The organism is Bradyrhizobium sp. LTSP857 (assembly GCF_000938285.1).
In the GTDB taxonomy this organism is placed as follows: domain Bacteria; phylum Pseudomonadota; class Alphaproteobacteria; order Rhizobiales; family Xanthobacteraceae; genus Bradyrhizobium.
The window spans coordinates 361,573-383,164 of record NZ_JYMS01000049.1 but is presented as its reverse complement, the minus strand read 5'-3'; the positions used below and the strand labels follow the sequence as shown (position 1 = coordinate 383,164).

Here is a 21,592-nt window from a genome sequence, read left to right as displayed (position 1 = left end):
CTGAGGGATCGCCGGGTGCCTATTCTGCCCTGATGTCGCTTGGCGCCTTGTTCGTCCAGCGATGGAACGCGCGACGGAAATTGGCGGCATCGCTGAACCCGAGCGCCAAGGCGATGTCATCGTTTGAAAGCCTGGTCGTTCGGAGATACTTCACCGCAATCTGGGTGCGGAGCTCGTCCAGCAGGCCGCGATAGGAAAGACCTTGCTGGCGAAGCTTGCGACGCAGGGAGCGGTCGTTCATGCCGAGAAGCCTCGCCGCCGCCGAGGAAGTTGGCGGGTTGGCAATATCTGCCAGCAGAAGTTCGCGAATCTTTCCGGCGATGCCGATTCGCAACGTCAAATCGTCGAGCAGGCCGTCGCATAGCGCGACGATCGACGGATAGGTGGTCTTGTTGCCGAGACTTGCCTGCTGCTCCAGCCATGCAGAGCGGAAAACGATCTTGTTCACAGTCTTCGCGAAGCCAATGCGACATCGCAGTTCGTCTTTCGGAAAGCCGCCGTCTCCAACATTCGGGTAGGCGAGGCAGATCTCGTCCGGAGTGAACGCGGGACCCATGACATCGCGCATCAGCGAGATGTGTATTCCGATCTGCATCTCGGTAATGAAGCGGTACAGCGCGAGGTCCGTCGTGGCGTGCAGATGGGGTTCGATGGACCAGATGGCGGATCCGTTCTCCTCGCTGAAGCTGATCGCAGCCAAGGGCGCGGCAAGCATGTGGTATCGCATCGCGAACTGCATCGTCCGGCGAAAGTCGGGACAGCACAGGATGGCAAAACCGTACATCCCGTAGGTCGAGATATGAATGGATGCGCCGATCCGATAGGCGAGGTGCGGATCCCTCGAGAGCCGGACGGCATTTTTGCAGGCTGTCAGCAATTGCTTGAGCGAGATCCGGGCTTTCGAGGAATACACCTCCTTCGCCGGCAGATTGACGTTCTTCAATATCTCGCTGGCCGGGTGGCCCTGGCTCAACATCATGTCGAACAGCGCGGCAAGCTTGGTCGTCTCGTAGATGCGTTCGCTTAAGCCAACGATCGGCGATCCCTTTGCTCCGCCCGAGTGCGGTGGTGGCGACGGAGAAGAATGATGCTGCCGAATGTTTTGCAATCAGATCCGCCTTTGTAACGGGCATCCGAGATGCGCGCGCTTCCGTTCACCCTCCAGGCCGTGGCCTCGGCAACGATAGCAGCTTTTTGGATCATCAGAAGCAAGGCCGGATTCGCGACGCGTCAGCTGGATGCGGCGTCGCCGCAAATCGCGAAATGAGCAGCTTTATTCAAGAACGAATGCCGGAGTGGTCTTAACCTGTCCGTTCTGGACCCCGTTGATGTCCGTTTCGGACCTTCACAAATACCACGCGTCGAGCGACGGTCGGTGTCCACGTCGGGTGATGAAATCGTCGTGTGAGAGACGACCGGCCGAGGCGATCCGCAGGTCATAATTGCGGACGTCGCGAGGAGCCGGGGGAGAGGCAACGTTTCGAGGGAGGCCGCCATGGTGGGAAGGCTGATCCAGACCGCCAAATCCGCCTATCGATATCCTCTGATCCTCAAGCAGTTGTGGCATACCCCGCTGTTGCAATCGCCCGAGCAGGAGATCGTCTATCGCGATCGAACGCGTTTCACCTATCGCCAGCTCGGAGAGCGCATCGCCCGTCTCGCTTCCGCGCTGAAGAGGCTCGGTGTCGAGCCCGGCGACACGGTCGGCGTCCTCGACTGGGACAGTAACAGGTTTCTTGAGGCCTTCTTTGCGATCCCGATGATGGGTGCGGTGTTGCAGACGGTCAACGTGCGGCTCTCGCCCGACCAGGTCGCCTATACGATCAATCACGCCGGGGCATCCACTCTGCTCGTCAACGACGAGTTCGTCGGCTTGCTGGAAGGCATCAAGCCGCAGCTCACGAAGGTCAAGACACTCGTCGTGATGTCGGATCGTCCTCGTCCCGAGACCGGAAGCCTGCCGTTTGAGGGCGAGTACGAGAGCCTGCTCGCTGAAGCGTCGGCCACCTATGATTTCCCGGATTTCGACGAAGATACGCAGGCGACGACCTTCTACACCACCGGAACGACCGGCTTGCCCAAGGGGGTCTATTACAGTCACCGGCAGTTGGTGCTGCATTCGCTAGGCGAGCTGGCATTCTTCGGAATCGCGAGCCAGCAGGGCCGGTTCTCGCGCGACGACGTCTATATGCCGATCACGCCCATGTTCCATGTGCACGCCTGGGGCTTTCCCTGGGCTGCAACGTTGGCCGGCGTCAAGCAGGTTTACCCCGGACGCTACGACCCGGCGATGCTCGTCAAGCTGATCAAGAGCGAGGGGGTCACGTTCACCCATGGCGTCCCGACGATCCTGCAAATGCTGCTGAACGCCGCCGCGGCGGCGAAGACAGACCTCGCTGGCCTGAAGATGGTGATCGGCGGCTCGGCGTTGCCGAAGGCGCTGGCAAAGCAGGCGCTCGCCGCAGGCATCGACATCTTTGCCGGCTACGGCATGTCGGAGACTGGCCCGATCGCCGCGGTGGCCCATGTCATGTCGCGGGACCTGAGCGGGGATCACGACCAGGAGGTGGAGTTCCGGACCAAGGCGGGCATGGCGGCTCCGCTGGTCGACCTGCGCATCGTCGATGAGGACATGAACGATGTCCCCCATGACGGCAAGTCGTCCGGAGAGATCGTGCTGCGCTCGCCCTGGCTGACGCAGGGCTACTACAACAATCCCGAGGGCTCGGAGGAGCTGTGGGCCGGCGGCTACCTGCACACCAACGACATCGCGGTGGTGAGCCCGGGCGGCTACGTCCATATCACCGATCGCCTCAAGGACGTCATCAAGACCGGTGGTGAGTGGGTGTCCTCGTTGCAGATCGAAGACCTGATCACGCAATGCCCGGGCGTGGGGGAAGCGGCCGTCATCGGCGTCAAGGATGACCGCTGGGGCGAGCGACCGCTTGCGCTCGTCGTCAAGAAACCGGCGGAGACGAATGATGTCACCGACACGATCGTGAAAGATCATCTCAAGGTGTTCGCCGACAAGGGCGTCATCTCGCGATACGGAATCCCCGGGAAGATCCTCTTCATCGACAGCATCCCCAAGACCAGCGTTGGCAAGATCAACAAGAAGGAGCTGCGCAAGCTCTACGGCGACGTGTAGCCGTTCGATCGCGGTTGGCGATGAAATATCGAAGGAGGAAAATGTGAGCAACCTCACCCTTGCCGGTTTGAGCGAGCGAGTTGGAACGGAGCTTGGCCTGTCCGAATGGGCCGTGATCGATCAAGCGCGCATCGATGCGTTCGCCTCCTGCACCGGCGACCATCAGTGGATTCATGTCGACGTCGAACGGGCGCGCCGTGAGAGTCCCTTCCGCAGTCCGGTCGCACACGGCTATCTGGCGCTGGCAATGGTGGCGCCGCTGTCGATGCAGGTCGGCGTCATCCCCGTCGACGCGGCAGCCGGCCTGAACTACGGCATCGACAAGGTGCGTTTTCTCGCGCCGGTGCCGGCGGGCGCGCGGGTCAGGCTGCGTGTCGTTCTTGCCGGTGTCGAGCCGAAGGAGCGCGGGCAGGTGGTCATGAAGACCCAGAACACGCTGGAAGTGGAGGGATCCGAGAAGCCTGCCCTGATCGCCGAGACGTTGGCCCTGCTGATTCCTGCGACGGAAGCGAGACGATCATGAGCACGGAAAATCCCGGCCCGACATCGTCGCGCGTAGAAATCTCCGAGGAGGCATCCAGGAATACGCTGGCGCTTAATCCCCTCGTCGCCATCCAGGGCCAGGATCTGCTCGACAGCGCCGGCATCCTGTTCAAGGCGGTCATCAACGAGCCGAAAGTCGCAACGGAACAGTGGCTCGCCTTCGTCGGTGAGCTCAGCTCCATCGTTTCCGGCAAGTCCGAGCGTGCGCCGAAGGCCGGCGACAAGCGGTTTGCGGACCCGACATGGAAGGAGAGCTCGCTGCACAGCGGCCTGCTCAAGGCCTATCTGGCGTGGGGCGAGGCCGTCAATGGCCTTGTCGACAAGACCAGCCTCGGCGCTATCGACAAGGCGCGCGCGCACCTGGTCACCGAGATCCTGATCGATGCCGTCGCGCCGACCAACGCGATGCTCACCAATCCGGCCGCAGTCCGCAAGTTCGTCGACAGCGGTGGACAAAGTCTCTGGCACGGATTGAGGAACTACGTCGACGATCTGACCCATAATCGCGGCATGCCGTCGATGGTCGACACGAGCGCGTTCAAGGTCGGCGAGAATCTTGCGGTCACGCCTGGTGCGGTCGTGCTGCGCAACGAACTGCTCGAGCTGATCCAGTACACGCCGATGACGGCGACCGTCCGGAAGCGACCGCTGCTTGTGACCCCGCCGCAGATCAACAAGTACTACGCGCTCGATCTCTCCCCGGACAAGAGCATGATCCGCTTCCTGCTCGAGAGCGGGATCCAGACCTTCGCCATCAGTTGGCGTAATCCGACGGAGGCGCATCGCGACTGGGGCCTGGACACCTATGTCGCGGCGGTCGACGAGGCCGTCGATGCGGCGCGCGAGATCTCCGGCAGTGAAGACATCACCATGATGGGGTCCTGCTCCGGCGGCATCACGTCGACGGCCTATTTTGCGACGCTGGGCAGCGCGGCCGAGAAGAAGATCAAGAACCTGGTGCTGGCGGTTTGCCTGCTCGACCCGAACTCGGCCGAGGAGGGCGCCTTCGGCTGCCTGGTGACGCCGGAAACCATGCGCGCAGCCAAGGAGATGTCACGGCTGCGCGGCTTCGTCGACGGCCACGACCTGGCGCGGATGTTCGCCTGGATGCGGCCCAACGATCTGATCTGGAACTATTGGGTGAACAATTATCTGCTCGGCAACCAGCCGCCGGCCTTCGACATCCTCTACTGGAATGCCGATACGACGCGGCTGCCGGCGGCGCTGCATGGCGACTATCTCGACCTGTATTTCACCAACCCGTTCGTGAACGCGGGAAAGCTCACGCTCAACGACAAGACCGTCGACATGAGCAAGGTGAAGGCCGACAGCTATATCGTCGCCGGCGTCACCGACCACATCACGCCGTGGAAGGGGGTGTACAAGACGGCTCAGATCATGGGCGAGGGCACCACCTTCGTGCTGTCGAACAGCGGACATCTGCAAAGCCTGCTCAATCCGCCCACCAATCCAAAGGCGTCCTTCATGATCGGGCCGGTCGGCGCCGGTACCCCCGACGCGTTCCAGGCTTCGGCCGAGAAGCGGAAGGGAAGTTGGTGGCTCGACTGGCGCGACTGGCTGCATGTCCGCTCGGGCGAGGAGGTGGCGGCGCCTGCTTCGCCAGGCAGTGTGCGTCACCCAACCCTTGGCGCGGCTCCGGGGACCTACGTCTTTGAATGATAATCTCACCAGCGGAAAAAGGACCGACCCGGTTGTCGTCGCGACGCCGGGGACGATCGAGGTCCGGCAGATCACGATCGACGGTCAACTGCTTCAGGTCGCGGTCAGGCATGGAAGCGGCCACGGGCCGCCACTGTTGCTGTTCAACGGGATCGGCGCCAATTGGGAATTAGCGCGGCCGTTCCTCGAAGCGCTTACGAGCACGACCACAGTCATCTTTGACGTGCCCGGTGTCGGCGGTTCGCCAAGGCCGCTGTTGCCATATCGCCCGTCGACGCTGGCGCGGCTCGCGGCGGGGCTCGTTGCGGAGCTGGGCTATGCGGAGGTCGACGTCGCCGGTGTGTCCTGGGGCGGCGGAATCGCGCAGCAATTCGCCCATCAGTACCCAACACTGTGCCGGCGGCTCGTGCTCGCCGCGACGGCGCCCGGTTTTACCATGGTGCCGGCAAGCCCCTCGGTGTTGTGGAAGATGGCGACGCCACGCCGCTACACTGACAAGGACTACATGAACAGGATTGCGGCGGACATCTACGGTGGCGCGTTTCGCGACGACCCGTCATTGATCGGCCGGCATGCGGCCGCGATGCATGGCACGCGCAATCTGGGTTATCTGTATCAGCTTCTCGCCATGGCCGGCTGGACCAGCCTGCCATGGCTGTGGTCGCTGCCGCAGCCGACGCTCGTGCTGATGGGCAGCGACGATCCTCTTGTGCGTCCGATCAATGGTCACATCCTCGCAGGCCTGATCCCGAACGCCGAGCTCCACATGATCGATGATGGGCACCTGTTCCTGGTGACGCGGCCTGCGGAAACGGCAGCTCTGATCGAGGCATTCCTGGCCGATGAGAGCAGGCAGGCCGAGCCGTCATCCCTGCTGTCGCGGACGGCCAGTTACGTCAAGAATCTCGTTCCGACGTCCGAGGGTGGACGCCGCCAATCCTAAGCATAACCACAAGGGAGGATATCATGACGGACGCGACCTCATACATCGACATGCTGAGGAAGTTCGGCAGCGATCTCGGCCTGCCGAAGCTGAACGTCGACGAGTTGCTCCAGACCCAGAAGAGGAACATCGACGCCCTCAGTGAAAGTGCGAAGGTGGCGGCGCAAGGCGCACAGTCGGTGGCGCAGAAGCAGCGCGAGGTGCTGGAAGCGGGATTGCAGGAGGCGGAGAGGCTCGCGCGCGAATACAAGCCGCTCGGCAAGGTTTACGAGAACATCGCGTTGCAGACGGAATTCGCGAGGAAGGTGTTCGAGATCACGGTGCAGGGCGCGCAGGAGAGCGCATCGACCGCGAGACAGTCGACCACGGACGCGGTGAAGATCATCCACGATCGCGTCAAGGAAAGCCTCGAGGAGATTCGCGCCAGCGTTGGTCCGAACAAATCGGTCTGATATCGCTGCCGGGCAAGTGACGACGAGAGCGGAGGGAGGACACCATGGCGAATCCGCAGGCGACACGGGCTGGAAGGCCGGACTATGCGCCGCCGCCGGTCGAAGGTGATTTCTACCGGATCGCTGCCGTACTGAACGACAGCGAGCGGGCGTTGCTCAAACGCGTTCGCGAGTTTACGGAAGGCGTGATCGCACCGGTGATCGAGGATTATTGGAGCCGCGATGCATTTCCCTTCGAGATCATCCCGAAGATGGCGGACGTCGGTATCGGAGGGGTGGGCTATCAGGGATACGGCGCCGCCGGCGGCAGCTGGCTGCTGAACGGCCTTGTCTCGATGGAGCTCGCGCGCGTCGATGCGTCGGTTGCGACGTTCTGGGGCGTGCATACCGGGCTGTCGGCAGGCTCGATCTATCTGTGCGGCGACGAGACGCAGAAGCAGCGCTGGCTGCCGTCCATGATGCGTTTCGAGAAGATCGGCTCGTTCGGCCTGACCGAGCCGCTCGTCGGCTCCGCAACATCGGGAGGGATGACGACGATTTGCCGGCGCGAGGGCGATGTCTGGATCCTCAATGGCCAGAAGAAGTGGATCGGCAACGCCACCTTCGCCGACATCAATGTGATCTGGGCGCGCGAGGAGGACACGAACCAGGTCAAGGGTTTCGTCGTCGAGAAGGACAATCCCGGATTCGCGGTCGAGAAGATCAAGACCAAGATGGCGCTCCGCGTCGTGCAGAATGGGCTGATCACCTTGACGGACTGCCGCGTGCCGGAGGCCGATCGCCTCCAGAATGCCAACACGTTCAAGGACACCGCCAAGGTGCTGCGGATGACCCGCACCGGAGTGGCGTGGTTCGCCGTGGGCTGCCAGATGGGAGCCTACGAGCACGCGCTGCGTTACGCGACGCAGCGGAAGCAATTCGGCAAGCCGATCGGCGGCTTCCAGCTCGTGCAGGACCTGCTGGTGCGCATGCTCGGCAACGTCACTGCGACCCAGGCAATGATGCTGCGGCTCGCCCAGCTTCAGGACGAAGGCGTGATGCAGGACGAGCATGCGTCGCTGGCCAAGGCGTTCTGCACCGTCAAGTGCCGCGAGACCGTCGGCTACGCACGCGAGCTGCTCGGCGGCAACGGCATCCTGCTGGAGAACCACATCGGGAGATTCGTGGCCGACGCCGAAGCGATCTATTCCTACGAAGGAACCAGGGAGATGAACACGCTGATCGTCGGCAAGTCCATTACCGGACTGAGCGCCTTCGTCTGAAGCGTCAGAAATTCGCAACCGTCTTCAACCCGAACACCAATGCGTTGGGATTGGTGGTGGTGCCGCCGGGATTGATCACGTATTGGATGTTCGGCCGTACCTGGAGGCCGGCGAGCGGCCGGTAGGTGTAGTAGAACTCCAGGCTGTATTCGTTGCTCTGGACCGCGACTGGACCGAGGCCAGCCAGATTTTGCAGCTCTTCCGACCAGGCGACGCGGCTGTTGACGTGGGTCGTGCCGACCGCGAATCCGATGTCATCCTCGGGCCGGGACTGGAATGGGCCGGTGTAGGTCAGACCGCCTGCGATTTGATAATCGGTGGTCGACGTCCGGCGGTCGGCCATCGTCGCGTTCAAGAACAGGCTTAGCGTCCCCGCGGAATTGACTTGCGACGGGCGTATCACCTGCTGAAGGAAATTGACGTAGATGCCGTAACGCCCGCGGCTCTGGAGCAGCGGCTGTCCCGAGAGGATCGCCGGGTTGCCGTTGATGTCGGTGACCACATCGGGGGCGGTCGATGTGTCATACCAGCCGCCGAACTTGTAGCTGCCTTGGAGGTTGCCGAACTTCGGCAACCATCCGAGCTCCGCCGGAATGAGAAGGCCCGTGGATCCCGAATAGAACACCGGAAGAGCTGATTGCTGTACCTTCAGGTAATTGGGATTGGCGTCGAACACACCGAACTGAAAATAGCCGAAGCCCTGCAAGTTGAACTTCAGTCTCGTGGCCCATTGGCTGACCGGCCAATTGTAGATGTAATTGCCGACGAGGTTGCCGGGCTGCGCGCCGCAGAAGGTCAGGTTCTGGAAATCGCACGAGAACGCTGCAAAATCCTCGCCGAAGGTGATCCGCCCGATCTTCCAGTCGACCGCGCCGTCGATGAACTTCTGATCGTACCAGAATTGCGTGAGCCGCAGCGTCTGGCCGCGCCCGAACACCTCCTGCACCTGCTGGAGTGTGCCGAGCCGCGCGTCATCGCTCAAATTGCTGCCGTTGCGGTCCGTCCATGTGACCTGAATCGTGCCGCCGGGCACGACACCCAGCTTGGTCAGATCGAACGTCGTGCCAAAGGTCCATTGATCGGTGTACGCTGCCTGGCGCCGGTCGCCGCCCGTTGCATTGCCGGCGATCTCGCTGGTGTAGCCGAACTGGAAATCGATGCCCGCATCCAACAGCCGGGTTCTCGCGCCGTTCCAGTCGCCGAACAGCCAGGGCACCGGTGCCACAGCCGGGTTGGCCGCACCGCCGGGAATCACCAGGTCGGCGGCATATGCTGCGTGGCTGCCCGCACAGGCTGACATCGCCGCGAAACCCAGCCAAAGGCAGAGCGCCGTTGGATGCTTCGCTCGGTCACCGGATGACGCAATCATGGCGATGCTCCCGGATTCAATCCTTCAATGAATAGGCGATGATGTAATCACCGCGCTTGGTGCCGAACGAGCCATGACCTCCGGCCGCGGTGACGACATATTGCTTGCCGTCGACCTCGTAACTCATGGGCGTCGATTGGGCGCCGGCCGGCAGGCGATCTTCCCAAACCACCTTGCCATTACGCACGTCGTAAGCCCGGATCGTGTACTCATAGGTCCCGGTGTAGAAGGCGACCCCGCCGGCGGTCGTGATCGGCCCACCCAGCATCGGAACGCCCATCTTGAAGGGAAGGGGCAGCGGTGTGGTGTCCCTGATCGTGCCGTTGGGATGCTGCCAGACGACCTTCATCGTCTTCAGATCGATCGCGGCCATCGAGCCCCAGGGCGGCCGGTAGCACGGCACGGAGAGAGGTGAGAGGAAGCTCTGGATCTCGACGCCGAACGGCGTGCCATACATCGGCTGCGTCCCGACCTCGCTGCCGACCGGCTTCTCGGCTGTCGGCGCCGGCGGATTCTGGGGCCCGCGCGGAATTAGCCTCGACACGAAGGGCAACCACATCGGGTTGGCGATCGCGATCTGTCTCACAGGATCGACCGCGATGCCGCCCCATTCGAATATGCCGAGGTTGCCCGGGAAGACCAGCGTGCCCTGCAACGACGGCGGCGTGAACGTGCCCTCGTAACGCAATCGGTGGAACATGATCCGGCACAGGAGCTGGTCGAAGATCGTGCCGCCCCACATGTCCGCGCCGGTGAGTTTCGCCTCCGGGCGGAATGTCAGTTCGGAAAACGGCTGCGTCGGCGCGGTGCGGTCGCCGGGCGCGGGCCCCTGCGGGACCGGACGCTCTGGCGCCGGCACGATCAACTCGCCGGTCCTGCGGTCGAGCACGAACAGATTACCCACCTTGGTCGGCTGGATGATCGCGGGAACGACGCCCTTGGCCGTCGTCACATCGACCAGGCTCGGCTGCGAGGGAACGTCCATGTCCCAGAGGTCATGATGCACGGTCTGGTACGACCAGGCGCGCTTGCCGGTATTGATGTCGAGCGCAACGATGGAGCTGGAATAGCGCTCGACGAGCGCATTGCGATTGCCGCCCCAGATGTCAGGTCCGTTGTTGCCGGTGGGGATGTAGACGAGGTTCAATTTCGGATCGAACGACGCCGTAATCCATGAATTCGGCGAACCGTTGGTGTAATGACGCGTCGGCGAGGGCAGCTCGTTCTCGTTCGCCGCGCCGGAGTCCCAGGCCCAAACCAGTTTGCCGGTGTAGACGTCGAAGCCGCGGATCACGCCCGAGGGTACTTCGACCGCATAATTGTCGATCACCGCGGCGGCGACGACCAGGATCTTGTCACTGACGACCGGCGGGGACGTCGGCTCGAAGAAGCCCACCGTCTTGATCCCCATCCCTTGCTGGAGGTCGAGGGAGCCGTGATCGCCGAAACCATCGCAGAGCTTGCCGCTGTCGGCATCGAGTGCGATCATGCGCCCATCATTGACAGGCAGGAAGATCCGCCGCGGGCATTCGGCGGGCGCGGGACTGCCGCTGCTGTCGACGGCGCCCGCCGCGGCCTCGTGGTAGGAAACTCCGCGGCAGGTCATGTGCTGGAACGTCTTGTTGAACGTCAGCTTCGGATCGTACCGCCAGCGCTCCTTGCCGCTCTTGGCGTCGAGCGCAAACAGGACCTGGTGCTGTGAGCAGAGATAGAGCGTATCGCGCACCTTGATCGGGGTGACCTCGAAGGTCGTCTCGCCGGAATCCTCTGGTGTCGGCATGTCGCCGGTGCGGAAGGTCCAGGCGACCTTGAGGTTGCCGGCATTGTCAGGCGTGATCTGCTTCAGCGGCGAATAGCGTTGTCCGAATTGCGTGCGTCCATACGCCCGCCAATCGGCATCGGGTTGCGGGTCGGCTTCGCTTTGCTGCACCGCGGAGCCGGACTCGGCGATCGTGCCGTTGATGTTGTGATAGCTGGACAGAAGCCCGATGACGAGGACGACCGAAGCCACGGCGACGCCGGCCCAGAGTGGCGCCGTCGCGCTTCGGTAGGACACCGGCTCGTTTCGCACCAGCCCGCGAACGATCACCGGCGTGAGAAGCCAGAGCGCCATGGGGAAGATGATGTCGCCGCGCGCCGCGAGCGGCCACCAATCGAATTGCACCTCGTAGACGGCCCACGCCAGCGTGACGACCAGCACGATCGCAAACAGCCAGAGCGCTGAACGGCGCTGTGCCAGCAACAACGCGCCCGTGGCGAGAATGCCGATACCGAGGATGATGTAGAAGATGGATCCACCCAAGGCGGCGAGCCAAATGCCGCCGCTCGCGAGGACGAGGCCGATCAAGGTGTAGATGAGACCCGTGATAAAGACTGCCCTGGATCGCTGCATGGCTGCTCCGGCGCGGAATGGAACCTGGCCCGTCCCTCGCAAGCGCAACAGACGGCGTTCACTTCCGAGGACTGTGGTCCAATCAACTACAACTGGCAACCGTCAACCGTTGCGTTGATGTAACATCCGCGCGCAAAAGCTGCGAATTAGAAGCGTGCACAAGCAAAGTTCTTCAAGATGCGCGCGCAATGTTCAAAAGCAGGTGCCACGGTTCAATCGCTCGCAGGCCTGTCGAGAAAGGTGTGAAGCGCCCGAATTTTTCCGTGCTCGAAGATTCCCTGTTCAGAACATGCCGTTGGGGTTGGCGCGCGGCGCGTTCGGCGCGAGCCATGGAGCCGAGTTTTTCGGGTCGCCGACGAGCTGCAAGGTGTCCCAATGCTCAACGGCTTTTCCGTCGGCGTCCATCCTGTAGATGTCGACGCCGGCGATCCCCGTATCATTCGGATCGTCGTTGAACAGATTCAGAAAATTCACGTGAGCCCACACATAGTCGTCGACCGCGATGATCTTGTGGACGACGACGCGCGCCTGGGCGCGTTCCCGGGTGATCTGGCCGAAGAACTTCCCCAGCGCGTCCGGACCGTCCGCAATGAGCGGGTTGTGCTGGACGTATGCCGGGCTGATGAATTTGGCGACGAACTCCTCCGACTTCTTCTGGTTGATCACCAGATCATAGAAGCCAAGGATGTTGGCCTTGTTGCGAGCGGCGCGGCTGTCGTTGGGGTCAAACAGCTCGATCATGCGTAACTCCTCATGCGAAATGTGAATTTGCCGGACGTCCCTAGCCGAGGCCGACAATCTGGAGGCGGAGCGCATCCAGTTCAGCGTCGGATTTTTCGCGCGCGGCCCGGAGCATTTCATCGGCGTCCGTACCGACCGGCGCGCGACTTGGTGCGGGCACCTGCTCGGCCAGCTCGATCACACGCCTGGCCGCCGAGACGGAGTCGAGCCCGCTGCTCTGCATGCTGTTGAGCGTGGTTGCGAACGTGTTGAAGGATTGTCCGTACAGTCCACGTTGTTCGGCCGTCATGGTGTCGGCGATACGCGCGAGAGCCGCTGCCGTTTTGGCGGGGCCGCCGGTTCTCATGTTGCCCGCAACCGCCACGACGACGTCGACTCCAAAGGATTTCAGTTCGGCGCGGTAAACGGCTGCAAGCACGTCCATAGCCGCCTTCGACGCGCCAGACGGCCCGTTGAAGGGAAGCGGAACGCTCGCCGTCCAGGTGCTGACCTGGACGATGCGGCCGCGCGCCTTCCTCAGCGCCGGCAGGAAAGCGTTCATGACCGACAGGGCCCCGAACACGTTGACGTCGAATTCCCGACGGATGGCGTCAAGCGGCAGAACCTCAATCGGACCCGGGGTCAGGATGCCCGCGTTGTTGATCAGGAGATCAAGCCCGGCATCGCCGAGCGCGTCGGACACGCCGCCCACCCAGGCTTTCACAGCCTGCTCCCTGGTCATGTCGCAGACGGTCAGGCTGACGCGTCCGCCGGAAGCGTCCTTTAGGTCCTGGACCTCCGTGGCGGACATGGCCGTGCCGAAAACAACGTAGCCTTTGGCGGCCAATCCGAGCGCGATATCGCGGCCGAGGCCGCCGCCGGCGCCAGTGACTGCGGCGGAGCGACGCGCGTGTTCAGAAGGGCTCGGCATTTGAGGTCTCCGTTTGGGCAGGCGGCGTGCGCGTTGAATGCGCGCGGCGTTGTCCGCTCTGACCGGGTTGATGTTGTCGTTCCGAGCTGCGATGCGGTAGCCTCGCGATCTGCCCAGCTGTGTCGCCGAAAGCGGAACGCCGATCATGGATATCGAAGACCTGCGGACCTTCGTCGAAGTGGCCGATGCGGGCGGCGTATCGCCGGCCGCGCGCCGGCTCGGCGTCGCGAAGTCGATCGTCAGCCGACGGCTGCTCCGGCTGGAAGCTGAACTGGGCGTCCAGCTCCTTGCGCGGACAACCCGCGGCTCCGCGCTGACCGAGGCGGGCGTCACGTTCCGTGACCACGCCGCCCGGGTCTGCGCCGAGATCGATGTCGCGCGGGAGACGATCCTGCCTGCCGGCGAGCTGCGTGGGCGCTTGCGGATCGCAGCGCCGCTGACCTTCGGCCCGACGCTGTTGGCGCCGGTCTTCGCGGAGCTGGCGCGGCGCCACCCGCTGCTTCACGTGCACGCGAGCTACAATGATCGCTTCGTGGATATTGTCGGCGACGGCTTCGACTGTGCGGTACGCGTTGGCTATCTCACCGATTCAAACCTGATGGCGCGGCGCGTCGGGCCAATCCATGGTGCGCTCGTCGCAAGCCCGGATTATATCAGGGAGCATGGAGCGCCCGAGACGCCGGACGAACTCCTCACGCATCAGGCGCTCATGCAGGGTACGGAAACCTGGCAATTCGTTGATGGCGAGAGAACAATTTCCGTTCATCCGCAGGGGCGGTTCAAGGCGGACAACGGCACTGCTCTCGCGGTCGCCGCCGTGGCGGGGCTCGGCATCGCCTGGCTTCCGCATTGCCTCGTCGGGGACCATCTCGCTTCAGGCGCCCTTATTCCTGTGATGACACGCTATCCTGCCCCGACAGCCGGATTGTTTGTTGTCCGGCCGCCGGGACAGCACCCCGCGCGAAAAGTCCGCGTCCTCACTGAATTGCTGATCGAGCATTTCGGATAGTTGGCGCTTATTCGGCTGCGAACGCCATCGGCTGCGGAGCATTCAGACAATCACTGCAAAATGACCAGCTTGACCAAACAGGAAAATGGATTTGTGGATCCAAATCCTTGATTGGAGTTGATTGATACCATAATACCGTTCGGCGGAAGCGATGCAGGTGGGTGGGCTGGTGAAGGCGATCATTGCTGACGATCACGCCGTCGTTCGGGAAGGTCTGAAACAGCTTCTGTCGACGGTGGACCAGCTTACAATCAGTGGAGAAGCCGCGGACGGTGAAGCCGTTCACCGGCTGCTGAACGAAGGTGCCGCCGATTTTCTCATCCTCGATCTCGGCATGCCGGGTGTGAGCGGATTTCAGTTCATCGCCAACCTGAAAACCGAATGGCCGGAGCTGCGCGTTCTCGTCCTCACCGCCAATGTTGAGCCACGTTCCGTTCGGGCAGCCTTTTCAGCAGGCGCGAACGGCTATCTGACCAAGAGCGGCGATCCGGCCGAACTCATCGCCGCAATCGATGCCATCAGAAAAGGCAACCTCTATGTGGCCGAGGAGGTTCGCTTTGCGGTGAACCAGCATGACGGTCTGAACGAAGCCCCGGAGCCCACGGCCGCGATCATATCTCCGGTCACGCTCACAAGGCGTGAGCGGCAAATCCTGGGAATGATCCCTCACGGCGCCACCAGCCGCGACATCGCCAACCGCCTCGGCATTAGCCCGCTTACCGCCCGGAAACATCGCGAGAATCTCATGCGGAAGCTTGATCTGCACAGTGGGGCCGAATTGACAGCCTACGCAATTCGTCTCGGCCTTCCATCGGGCTAGCAACGGCAACTCGCGAACGAAGCCGCCGCTCCGACCGGCGCGCGGAGAGGTTTCGATGCAGGAAGACAGGATACGCGCGGCGCTCGTCGAGCTGTTGTATCGCAATTCCTATGGCGTAGTGGTCGCCAACATTCTCATCTCGCTGGCGGCAGCTTACGTCCTGAGGACCACGGTATCGGCGAGCTGGTTGATCGGATGGCTCGGCGCGGTGTATCTACTCACTGCTATTCGCGTCCTGGCGGCGCGCCGGTTCTTCAGCCGAGAGAGAGAGCCTGCGTCCGCGTCGCGATGGGCCTGGCTTGCGGCGGCGTTTTCCTGCGTGTCGGGCCTGCTATGGGGAGCGCTCGGCTGGGTTGGATTCCTGCCTCAGGAGCCTGTTCTTTTTTCATTCACGGTCATTGTCTTGACCGGTCTGATCTGCGGCACGGTTCCGTCGCTCTCGGCCTTTCCACCTGCTCTCGTCGGCTCGATCATCGCTACGGTGCTGCCGATCACGGTGCGATCGATCACCAATGGAGGTGATATCGCCGGCGCGTATCTCGCCTTGCTGGCGGGGCTCGTGGCGATCAATCTCTATTACTGCCGCACCACCTACCAGATGCTGCGTGAGACCATCAGGTTGCGTTTGGAAAATGTCGAGCTGGTCAGCCATCTGGAGCAAGAACGCGACCGCGCACAAGCCGCCGATCGTGCGAAAACGCGCTTCCTTGCGGCCGCCAGTCATGACCTGCGCCAGCCGATCCATGCCTTGAGCCTGCTGATCTCCACGCTCGCCGTGCTGGGTCACCGCGGCGCTGTCCAATCTGTCGATGCACGCGATCTGGCCGGCAAGGCAAAATCCATTGTCGGCAACCTCAGCGCCCTTCTGAATGGACTGCTCGACATCTCCCGACTTGATGCCGGCGTGGTTACAGTCGCGAGGGAGACGGTGAATCTGTCCCAACTCTTCAACCAGCTCAGCAACGAGTTCGCTTCGGTGGCGAAGGATCGCAGCCTTGATTGGCGTGTTGTTGAAAGCCGACTCCAGGCGGACAGCGATCCCATGATGCTGAAACGGGTGTTGGGCAATCTACTGTCGAACGCCTTTCGATACACGGAATCCGGCGGCGTTCTGCTCGGCTGCCGCAGGCGCGGTGCTGCGGTGGAAATCCAGATATGGGATACGGGCCCGGGTATCCCCACAGATCAGCAAGCCATGATCTTTGAGGAATTCGTGCAGTTGCAGAACCCGGCGAGGGACCGCACGCAAGGTCTTGGCCTCGGCCTTGCCATCGTTCGCCGCACCGCCGCATTGCTGCAACACCCTCTGAAGCTGATCTCCGTCACCGGGCGCGGCTCGATGTTTTCCGTGACGGTTCCGCAAGCCAGTACGGTGGCACTTCCCTTGCCCGACAACAAGCCATCACCCGCGGGCATCGCCGTCAGCATCATGGTCGTGGAAGACGAGAGGGATGTTCTCGATGTCATGGTTCAGTTGCTGACGCTCCAGGGGCATCGCGTTTATGCCGGCCGCTCTGCCGCCGAGGTGCAACAGATCCATGCAGAGGCGATGACGGCTGGCGATGCACCGGTCGATCTGATCATTGCCGACTACCGCCTCGGAGATGGCGCTACCGGCCTGGAGGCAATCGAGGCTCTCTGCGCCCATATCGGCCGTTCGGTCCCTGCTGTTATCGTGACCGGCGATACCTCGCCGTCGCGCATCAAGGACGCCACCGCTAGCGGACTTCATATTCTGCACAAGCCGATCACTGGCGAGGAATTGTACGAAGCGATCGTTGCAGCCTGTGTTGACGGCGAGGAATCAATCAAGAGCGACCGCTAAAAGGATGTGCAGCTGCCTCAGGATTGGGAATCCGGCTACGGTTGAGATTGTATCCCGGCGCTGATCTCATGGTGCCACCGCCCTGCGGCGGCGCCGGGCCTTTTGGCCTCCTTACCGACGACGAAATACGACATCTGCCGTATCGCTCGGGATTCACCGCGGCGATATCTTTCGCCCCGATGAATGAGCTGATACGCGCGCCCCGCTTGTGCCACTATGCCTTGAGGCAAAGAAAGCGCACATTTTCAATCAAGGCAGCGTTGGCGAGCACGGCCATCGTGCGCGCCGGGGTGGCGGGGCTGACCCTCACCGGCACATTCGTCGCGGCCCTTCTCGCGATAACGCCCGCGTTTGCAGATGGTGGCCAAGGCGGCGCTCCAGCGGTCGGCGGTTTCGGCGGTGCCGGCGGCACCGCGACAGCTCCAACCGGCGGTCATGGGAGCGATGAGGACCTCATAACCGTATTTGGCAGCGGCGGTGGTGGCGGCGGCGGCGTCAGCCTCAGCACGGGTGCCGGCGGCGCCGGCGGCACCGGCGGCACCGTCCAGTCTGGTAGCGGCTCGACGTCCGGCGGCGATGGTGGCAGCGGCGGCAATTTCGGCCTGGTCATAACATCCGCGCCGAACGGGACTTCAGTGTCCGGAACGGTCGGCGGCACCGGCGGGAGCAGTGCTACAGGTAGCGGTAGCGGCGGTGGCGGTGGCGGCGAAGGCGGTGGCGGCGTCCTGTTTACCGGACTCGCCGCGAGTTCGAACGCCTCGACCATTGCCGGAGGCAATGGCGGCGACGGCGGCGATACCGGCAACAGTTTGTTTGCCTCGGGTTCGGCCGGCAGCGGCGGCGCCGGCGGCATGGGCGTGGCGCTCACCGGTGGTGCGAACTTCATCAATAATGCGGGGGCAAGTGTTCAGGGCGGCGACGGCGGTGCCGGCGGCGCCGCCGGCTTCTCCATCAACGACGTTGCCGGCAAGGGCGGCGATGGCGGCAACGGCGGTACGGGCGTGCTGATGGTCAATGGCGGCACCCTGACCAACGCCGGCACGATCACCGGCGGTGCGGCCGGCGCAGGCGGATCTGGCGGAACGGGGCTCGTCAATGGTGCCAATGGCGTCAGTGGTGTCGGCGGAGCCGGAGTCTCGGGCGCGAACATCACGGTCGTCAATAGCGGGACGATCACCGGCGGCTCCGGCGGCGGCCTTGCCATCGCCTTCACTGGCGGCACCAATACGCTGGTGCTGCAGGCGGGATCGACCATCTCCGGCAACGTGGTGGCGTTCAGCAGTGCCGATACGCTCCGGCTCGGCGGCAGCACGGATGCGACGTTTGACGTGTCCACGATGGGCGCGGCAGCCCAGTATCGCGGCTTCGGCATTTTCGCGAAATCCGGCAGCAGCACCTGGACGCTGACCGGTACGAACGCCTTCAGCGGCACGACGGTCGTCAGTGGTGGGACGCTGCTGGCCGGCAATGCCGGCGCGTTCAGCGCCACCAGCGCGATGACGATCAATGGCGGCACCGTCGACCTCGGCGGCTTTGCGCAGACCATCAACAATTTGGCGCTGGCGGGCGGCGCGCTGAGGAACGGTTCCCTGACCGGCACAGTCACCTCGACTGGCGGCGGGATCGGCGGTCTTGGCGGCGGCATGAGCCTGGTCGCGAATGGCGGCACCACCACCGTGACTGGCCCCAATACCTATACTGGCGCGACCACCGTCAACAACGGTGCCCTCCTGTTCACTCCCATCGACAATGCGTTCAGCGCGGCCAGCGCGGTGACGATCAACAGCGGTGGCACTTTCCTTCTCAGCGGCTCCATTCAGACCATCAACACGGTAGCACTGGCAGGCGGATCGCTGGAGGAGGGCATATTGACAGGCGCGGTCACCTCGACCGGCGGCACGCTGATCAACATGTTCGGCAGTATGAGCCTGACCGCGAACGGCGGCACCACCACCGTGGGCGGCTTCAGCAGCGGCTATACCGGTGCGACCACGGTCAACAACGGCGCCATCTTGCTCGGCGGTATCGCCGACGGGTTCAGCGCCGCCAGCGCGACGACGATCAACGCCGGCGGCACGGTCGATCTCGGCGGCTTCGCACAAACCGTCAACAATATGGCGCTGGCGGGCGGCCTGTTGACCAACGGTGCGCTGACCGGTGCGGTGACCTCGACCGGCGGCACGATCGCCAGCGTTGGCGGCAGCATGAACCTGACCGCAAATGGCGGTACCACTGTATTCTTTTCCGGCAACACCTATACCGGCGTCACCACGGTCAATAACGGCGCCACCCTGTTCAGCGTCTTCGACAATTCGTTCAGCGCCGCCAGTGCGACGACGATCAACACCGGCGGCATCGTCAATCTCGGCGGCACCGCGCAGACCATCAACGCCGTGGCGCTGGCAGGCGGGACGCTTGAGAGTGGCTTGTTGACCGGCGCGGTGACCTCGACCGGCGGCACGATCGCCGGCATCGGCGGGGCCATGAACCTGACCGCGAATAGCGGCACCACCACGGTGACCGGCATCAATACCTATACCGGTCTCACCACCGTGAATGGCGGCTTGTTGTCGGTCAACGGTTCGATTGTCAGTGATGTGACCGTGAACGCCGGCGGAACGCTCGGCGGCAACGGCACCGTCGGCAACACCACCATCAATGGCGGCGTGTTGGCGCCCGGCAATTCGATCGGCCTGCTCACCGTGCAAGGCAACCTCACCTTCACCGCGGCTGCGAGCTACATGGTGCAAGTTTCGCCTGTCAGTGCCGACCGCACCAACGTCACGGGTGCGGCGACGCTTGGCGACGCGACGGTGATTGCGAGCTTTGCGCCGGGCACCTATGTCGCGAAGCGATACACCATCGTTAATGCGGGCGGCGGGGTGCATGGCACATTTTCGTCGCTGGTCAGCACCGATCTGCCGTCGGGCTTCACGGCAAGTCTCAGCTACGACGCCGCCGCCGCCGACGTGTATCTCAATCTCGCGTTCGGCGTCGTTCCACTGCCGGGCACGGGTCTCAACACCAACCAGCAGAACGTCGGCAATGCCATCGTCAACTTCTTCAACAGCACCGGCGGCATCCCGATCGTGTTCGGCGCGCTGACGCCGGCAGGGCTGACGCAGCTTTCCGGCGAAGCCGGCACCGGATCGCAGCAGACCACGTTCAATGCGATGAACCAGTTCATGGGCGTGATGACCGATCCGTTCGTCGCTGGACGCGACGACAGGGTCTCGGCTGGCGGCACGGCTGCCGGTTACACCGATGAGGAAGCGCTGGCCTACGCGCGAAAGCGCCGGCCGAGCGACGCATTGGCTGCGATCTATGCCAAGGCGCCGCCGGTCGCGCCGGGTTTCCAGCAGCGCTGGAGCGTGTGGGCGGCTGGCTTTGGCGGATCGCAGACCACCGACGGCAATGCGGCTCTCGGCTCGAGCAACACCACGAGCAGCATCTACGGCACGGCGGTCGGCGCCGACTATCGCGTCTCGCCGGATACGCTTGTCGGTTTTGCGCTCGCCGGTGGCGGCACCAACTTCACGGTCGCAAATAACCTCAGCGGCGGTCGCTCGGACCTGTTCCAGGCCGGCGCGTTCATGCGTCACAATGCTGGCGCGGCGTATCTCACCGCTGCGCTGGCATATGGCTGGCAGGACATCACCACCGATCGCACGGTCACGGTCGCCGGCGCCGACCGCCTGCGCGCCGAGTTCAAGGCCAATGCCTGGTCAGGCCGGCTCGAGGGTGGTTATCGTTTCGTCAGCCACGGATTTGGCCTTACGCCTTATGCCGCCGGCCAGTTCACGACCTTCGATCTGCCGGCCTACGCCGAGGCGGCCATCGCCGGCAGCAACATCTTTGCGCTGGCCTACAATTCGAAGAGCATCACCGATACCCGCAGCGAGCTCGGCCTGCGCGCCGACAAATCCTTCGCGCTACGAGACGGCGTGCTGACCCTGCGTGGCCGCGCCGCCGGGGCGCATGATTTCAATCCGGACCGCAGCATCGGCGCAACCTTCCAGACGCTGCCCGGCGCAAGCTTCGTCGTCAACGGCGCCGCGCAGGCATCCAACTCGGCGCTTGTGACCGGTGCGGCCGAGATGAAATGGCTCAATGGCTGGTCCACCGCGGCGACCTTCGAGGGTGAGTTCTCCAACGTGACGCGCTCTTACGCTGGCAAAGGTGTTGCGCGATACCAGTGGTGAGCGTCTGCGAATTGTTTGTGAGGACGGTCGAATTTTCGAACGTATACAAGAAGGTCCATTTGATATGGCAATTTTCGATAGCTCCCGCGCCCGGCAACCATCGTCGCCTCTCAAGGCGTGGACATTCGCTGTCCTGGCTGGCTTCGGCATTTTGCATATCGTCGGTGGATACATGCTCCATCACGCGCCGAGTATCCGACCCATCGAAACAGCAACGATGGCGACCGACGGCGACTAGGTGGATTGGCTCTGCTGTCACTTGAGTGAGTTCGGATGGCCCTGCGCTGTCCGGCTAT

The 21,592-nt window shown here is 63.1% G+C and carries 15 protein-coding genes; 10 read left to right on the top strand and 5 right to left on the bottom strand.

Translation table 11 applies throughout. From position 1 onward, the window contains the following. Positions 1-19: 19 nt before the first annotated feature. Entirely contained in the window at positions 20-1,108 is a 1,089-nt protein-coding gene (locus UP06_RS35195) for an AraC family transcriptional regulator (protein WP_045008269.1), read from the bottom strand. Between the two features lie 387 nt (positions 1,109-1,495). On the opposite strand from UP06_RS35195, the gene UP06_RS35190 reads away from it, so the two are divergent. Genes UP06_RS35190 through UP06_RS35165 form a run of 6 tightly spaced genes read left to right on the top strand, consistent with a single transcriptional unit; the run spans position 1,496 to position 8,028 of the window. Next, positions 1,496-3,148 carry a fatty acid--CoA ligase gene (locus UP06_RS35190; RefSeq protein WP_045008268.1) on the top strand — a complete coding sequence of 551 codons (1,653 nt, stop codon included), beginning with the start codon at positions 1,496-1,498 and terminating at the stop codon, positions 3,146-3,148. 43 nt (positions 3,149-3,191) lie between these two features. Next, positions 3,192-3,671 carry a MaoC family dehydratase gene (locus UP06_RS35185; RefSeq protein WP_082081832.1) on the top strand — a complete coding sequence of 160 codons (480 nt, stop codon included), beginning with the start codon at positions 3,192-3,194 and terminating at the stop codon, positions 3,669-3,671. Beyond that, the gene (locus tag UP06_RS35180; RefSeq protein WP_045008267.1) at positions 3,668-5,371 is read left to right on the top strand and encodes an alpha/beta fold hydrolase; all 1,704 of its coding nucleotides are present in this window, start codon (positions 3,668-3,670) and stop codon (positions 5,369-5,371) included. The genes UP06_RS35185 and UP06_RS35180 overlap by 4 nt, the downstream gene beginning before the upstream one ends. Beyond that, positions 5,364-6,314: a poly(3-hydroxyalkanoate) depolymerase gene (phaZ, locus tag UP06_RS35175; RefSeq protein WP_245305626.1), complete on the top strand. Its 951-nt coding sequence runs from the start codon at positions 5,364-5,366 to the stop codon at positions 6,312-6,314. Before UP06_RS35180 ends, phaZ begins: the two co-directional genes overlap by 8 nt. A gap of 23 nt (positions 6,315-6,337) precedes the next feature. After that, positions 6,338-6,766 carry a phasin family protein gene (locus UP06_RS35170; RefSeq protein ID WP_045008266.1) on the top strand — a complete coding sequence of 143 codons (429 nt, stop codon included), beginning with the start codon at positions 6,338-6,340 and terminating at the stop codon, positions 6,764-6,766. A 44-nt stretch (positions 6,767-6,810) separates the two neighbouring features. Then, positions 6,811-8,028 (top strand): acyl-CoA dehydrogenase family protein, encoded by a 1,218-nt coding sequence (locus UP06_RS35165; RefSeq protein ID WP_045008265.1) that lies wholly within the window; start codon positions 6,811-6,813, stop codon positions 8,026-8,028. A 4-nt stretch (positions 8,029-8,032) separates the two neighbouring features. Here UP06_RS35165 and UP06_RS35160 read toward each other — a convergent pair whose 3' ends face one another. The 4 genes from UP06_RS35160 to UP06_RS35145 all read right to left on the bottom strand — a co-directional run bounded on the left by UP06_RS35160 (position 8,033) and on the right by UP06_RS35145 (position 13,587). After that, positions 8,033-9,397, bottom strand: coding sequence for a carbohydrate porin (locus UP06_RS35160; protein ID WP_050032539.1), 1,365 nt, complete (start codon positions 9,395-9,397; stop codon positions 8,033-8,035). Between the two features lie 16 nt (positions 9,398-9,413). After that, positions 9,414-11,789 (bottom strand): glucose/quinate/shikimate family membrane-bound PQQ-dependent dehydrogenase, encoded by a 2,376-nt coding sequence (locus UP06_RS35155; protein WP_045008264.1) that lies wholly within the window; start codon positions 11,787-11,789, stop codon positions 9,414-9,416. A gap of 282 nt (positions 11,790-12,071) precedes the next feature. Beyond that, the gene (locus tag UP06_RS35150; RefSeq protein ID WP_045008263.1) at positions 12,072-12,530 is read right to left on the bottom strand and encodes a nuclear transport factor 2 family protein; all 459 of its coding nucleotides are present in this window, start codon (positions 12,528-12,530) and stop codon (positions 12,072-12,074) included. A 40-nt stretch (positions 12,531-12,570) separates the two neighbouring features. After that, positions 12,571-13,587, bottom strand: a complete 1,017-nt coding sequence (locus UP06_RS35145) for an SDR family NAD(P)-dependent oxidoreductase (RefSeq protein WP_245305625.1) — start codon at positions 13,585-13,587, stop codon at positions 12,571-12,573. Here UP06_RS35145 and UP06_RS35140 point away from each other — a divergent pair. The 4 genes from UP06_RS35140 to UP06_RS35125 all read left to right on the top strand — a co-directional run bounded on the left by UP06_RS35140 (position 13,586) and on the right by UP06_RS35125 (position 21,296). After that, positions 13,586-14,449 (top strand): LysR family transcriptional regulator, encoded by an 864-nt coding sequence (locus UP06_RS35140; protein ID WP_045008262.1) that lies wholly within the window; start codon positions 13,586-13,588, stop codon positions 14,447-14,449. The genes UP06_RS35145 and UP06_RS35140 overlap by 2 nt on opposite strands. A gap of 169 nt (positions 14,450-14,618) precedes the next feature. Further along, a complete protein-coding gene (locus tag UP06_RS35135) occupies positions 14,619-15,269 on the top strand; it encodes a response regulator (protein ID WP_245305624.1) in 651 nt (216 codons plus the stop codon). A gap of 55 nt (positions 15,270-15,324) precedes the next feature. Next, positions 15,325-17,094 (top strand): ATP-binding protein, encoded by a 1,770-nt coding sequence (locus UP06_RS35130; RefSeq protein WP_045008260.1) that lies wholly within the window; start codon positions 15,325-15,327, stop codon positions 17,092-17,094. A gap of 179 nt (positions 17,095-17,273) precedes the next feature. Continuing rightward, positions 17,274-21,296 (top strand): autotransporter domain-containing protein, encoded by a 4,023-nt coding sequence (locus UP06_RS35125; protein ID WP_082081878.1) that lies wholly within the window; start codon positions 17,274-17,276, stop codon positions 21,294-21,296. Positions 21,297-21,592: the final 296 nt, after the last annotated feature.

Coding starts and splice junctions, on each gene's coding strand:
- UP06_RS35190 (WP_045008268.1), top strand. CDS start 1,496: ATGGTGGGAAGGCTGATCCAGACCGCCAAATCCGCCTATCGATATCCT.
- UP06_RS35180 (WP_045008267.1), top strand. CDS start 3,668: ATGAGCACGGAAAATCCCGGCCCGACATCGTCGCGCGTAGAAATCTCC.
- UP06_RS35170 (WP_045008266.1), top strand. CDS start 6,338: ATGACGGACGCGACCTCATACATCGACATGCTGAGGAAGTTCGGCAGC.
- UP06_RS35165 (WP_045008265.1), top strand. CDS start 6,811: ATGGCGAATCCGCAGGCGACACGGGCTGGAAGGCCGGACTATGCGCCG.
- UP06_RS35160 (WP_050032539.1), bottom strand. CDS start 9,397: ATGATTGCGTCATCCGGTGACCGAGCGAAGCATCCAACGGCGCTCTGC.
- UP06_RS35155 (WP_045008264.1), bottom strand. CDS start 11,789: ATGCAGCGATCCAGGGCAGTCTTTATCACGGGTCTCATCTACACCTTG.
- UP06_RS35150 (WP_045008263.1), bottom strand. CDS start 12,530: ATGATCGAGCTGTTTGACCCCAACGACAGCCGCGCCGCTCGCAACAAG.
- UP06_RS35140 (WP_045008262.1), top strand. CDS start 13,586: ATGGATATCGAAGACCTGCGGACCTTCGTCGAAGTGGCCGATGCGGGC.
- UP06_RS35145 (WP_245305625.1), bottom strand. CDS start 13,587: ATGATCGGCGTTCCGCTTTCGGCGACACAGCTGGGCAGATCGCGAGGC.
- UP06_RS35130 (WP_045008260.1), top strand. CDS start 15,325: ATGCAGGAAGACAGGATACGCGCGGCGCTCGTCGAGCTGTTGTATCGC.
- UP06_RS35125 (WP_082081878.1), top strand. CDS start 17,274: ATGAATGAGCTGATACGCGCGCCCCGCTTGTGCCACTATGCCTTGAGG.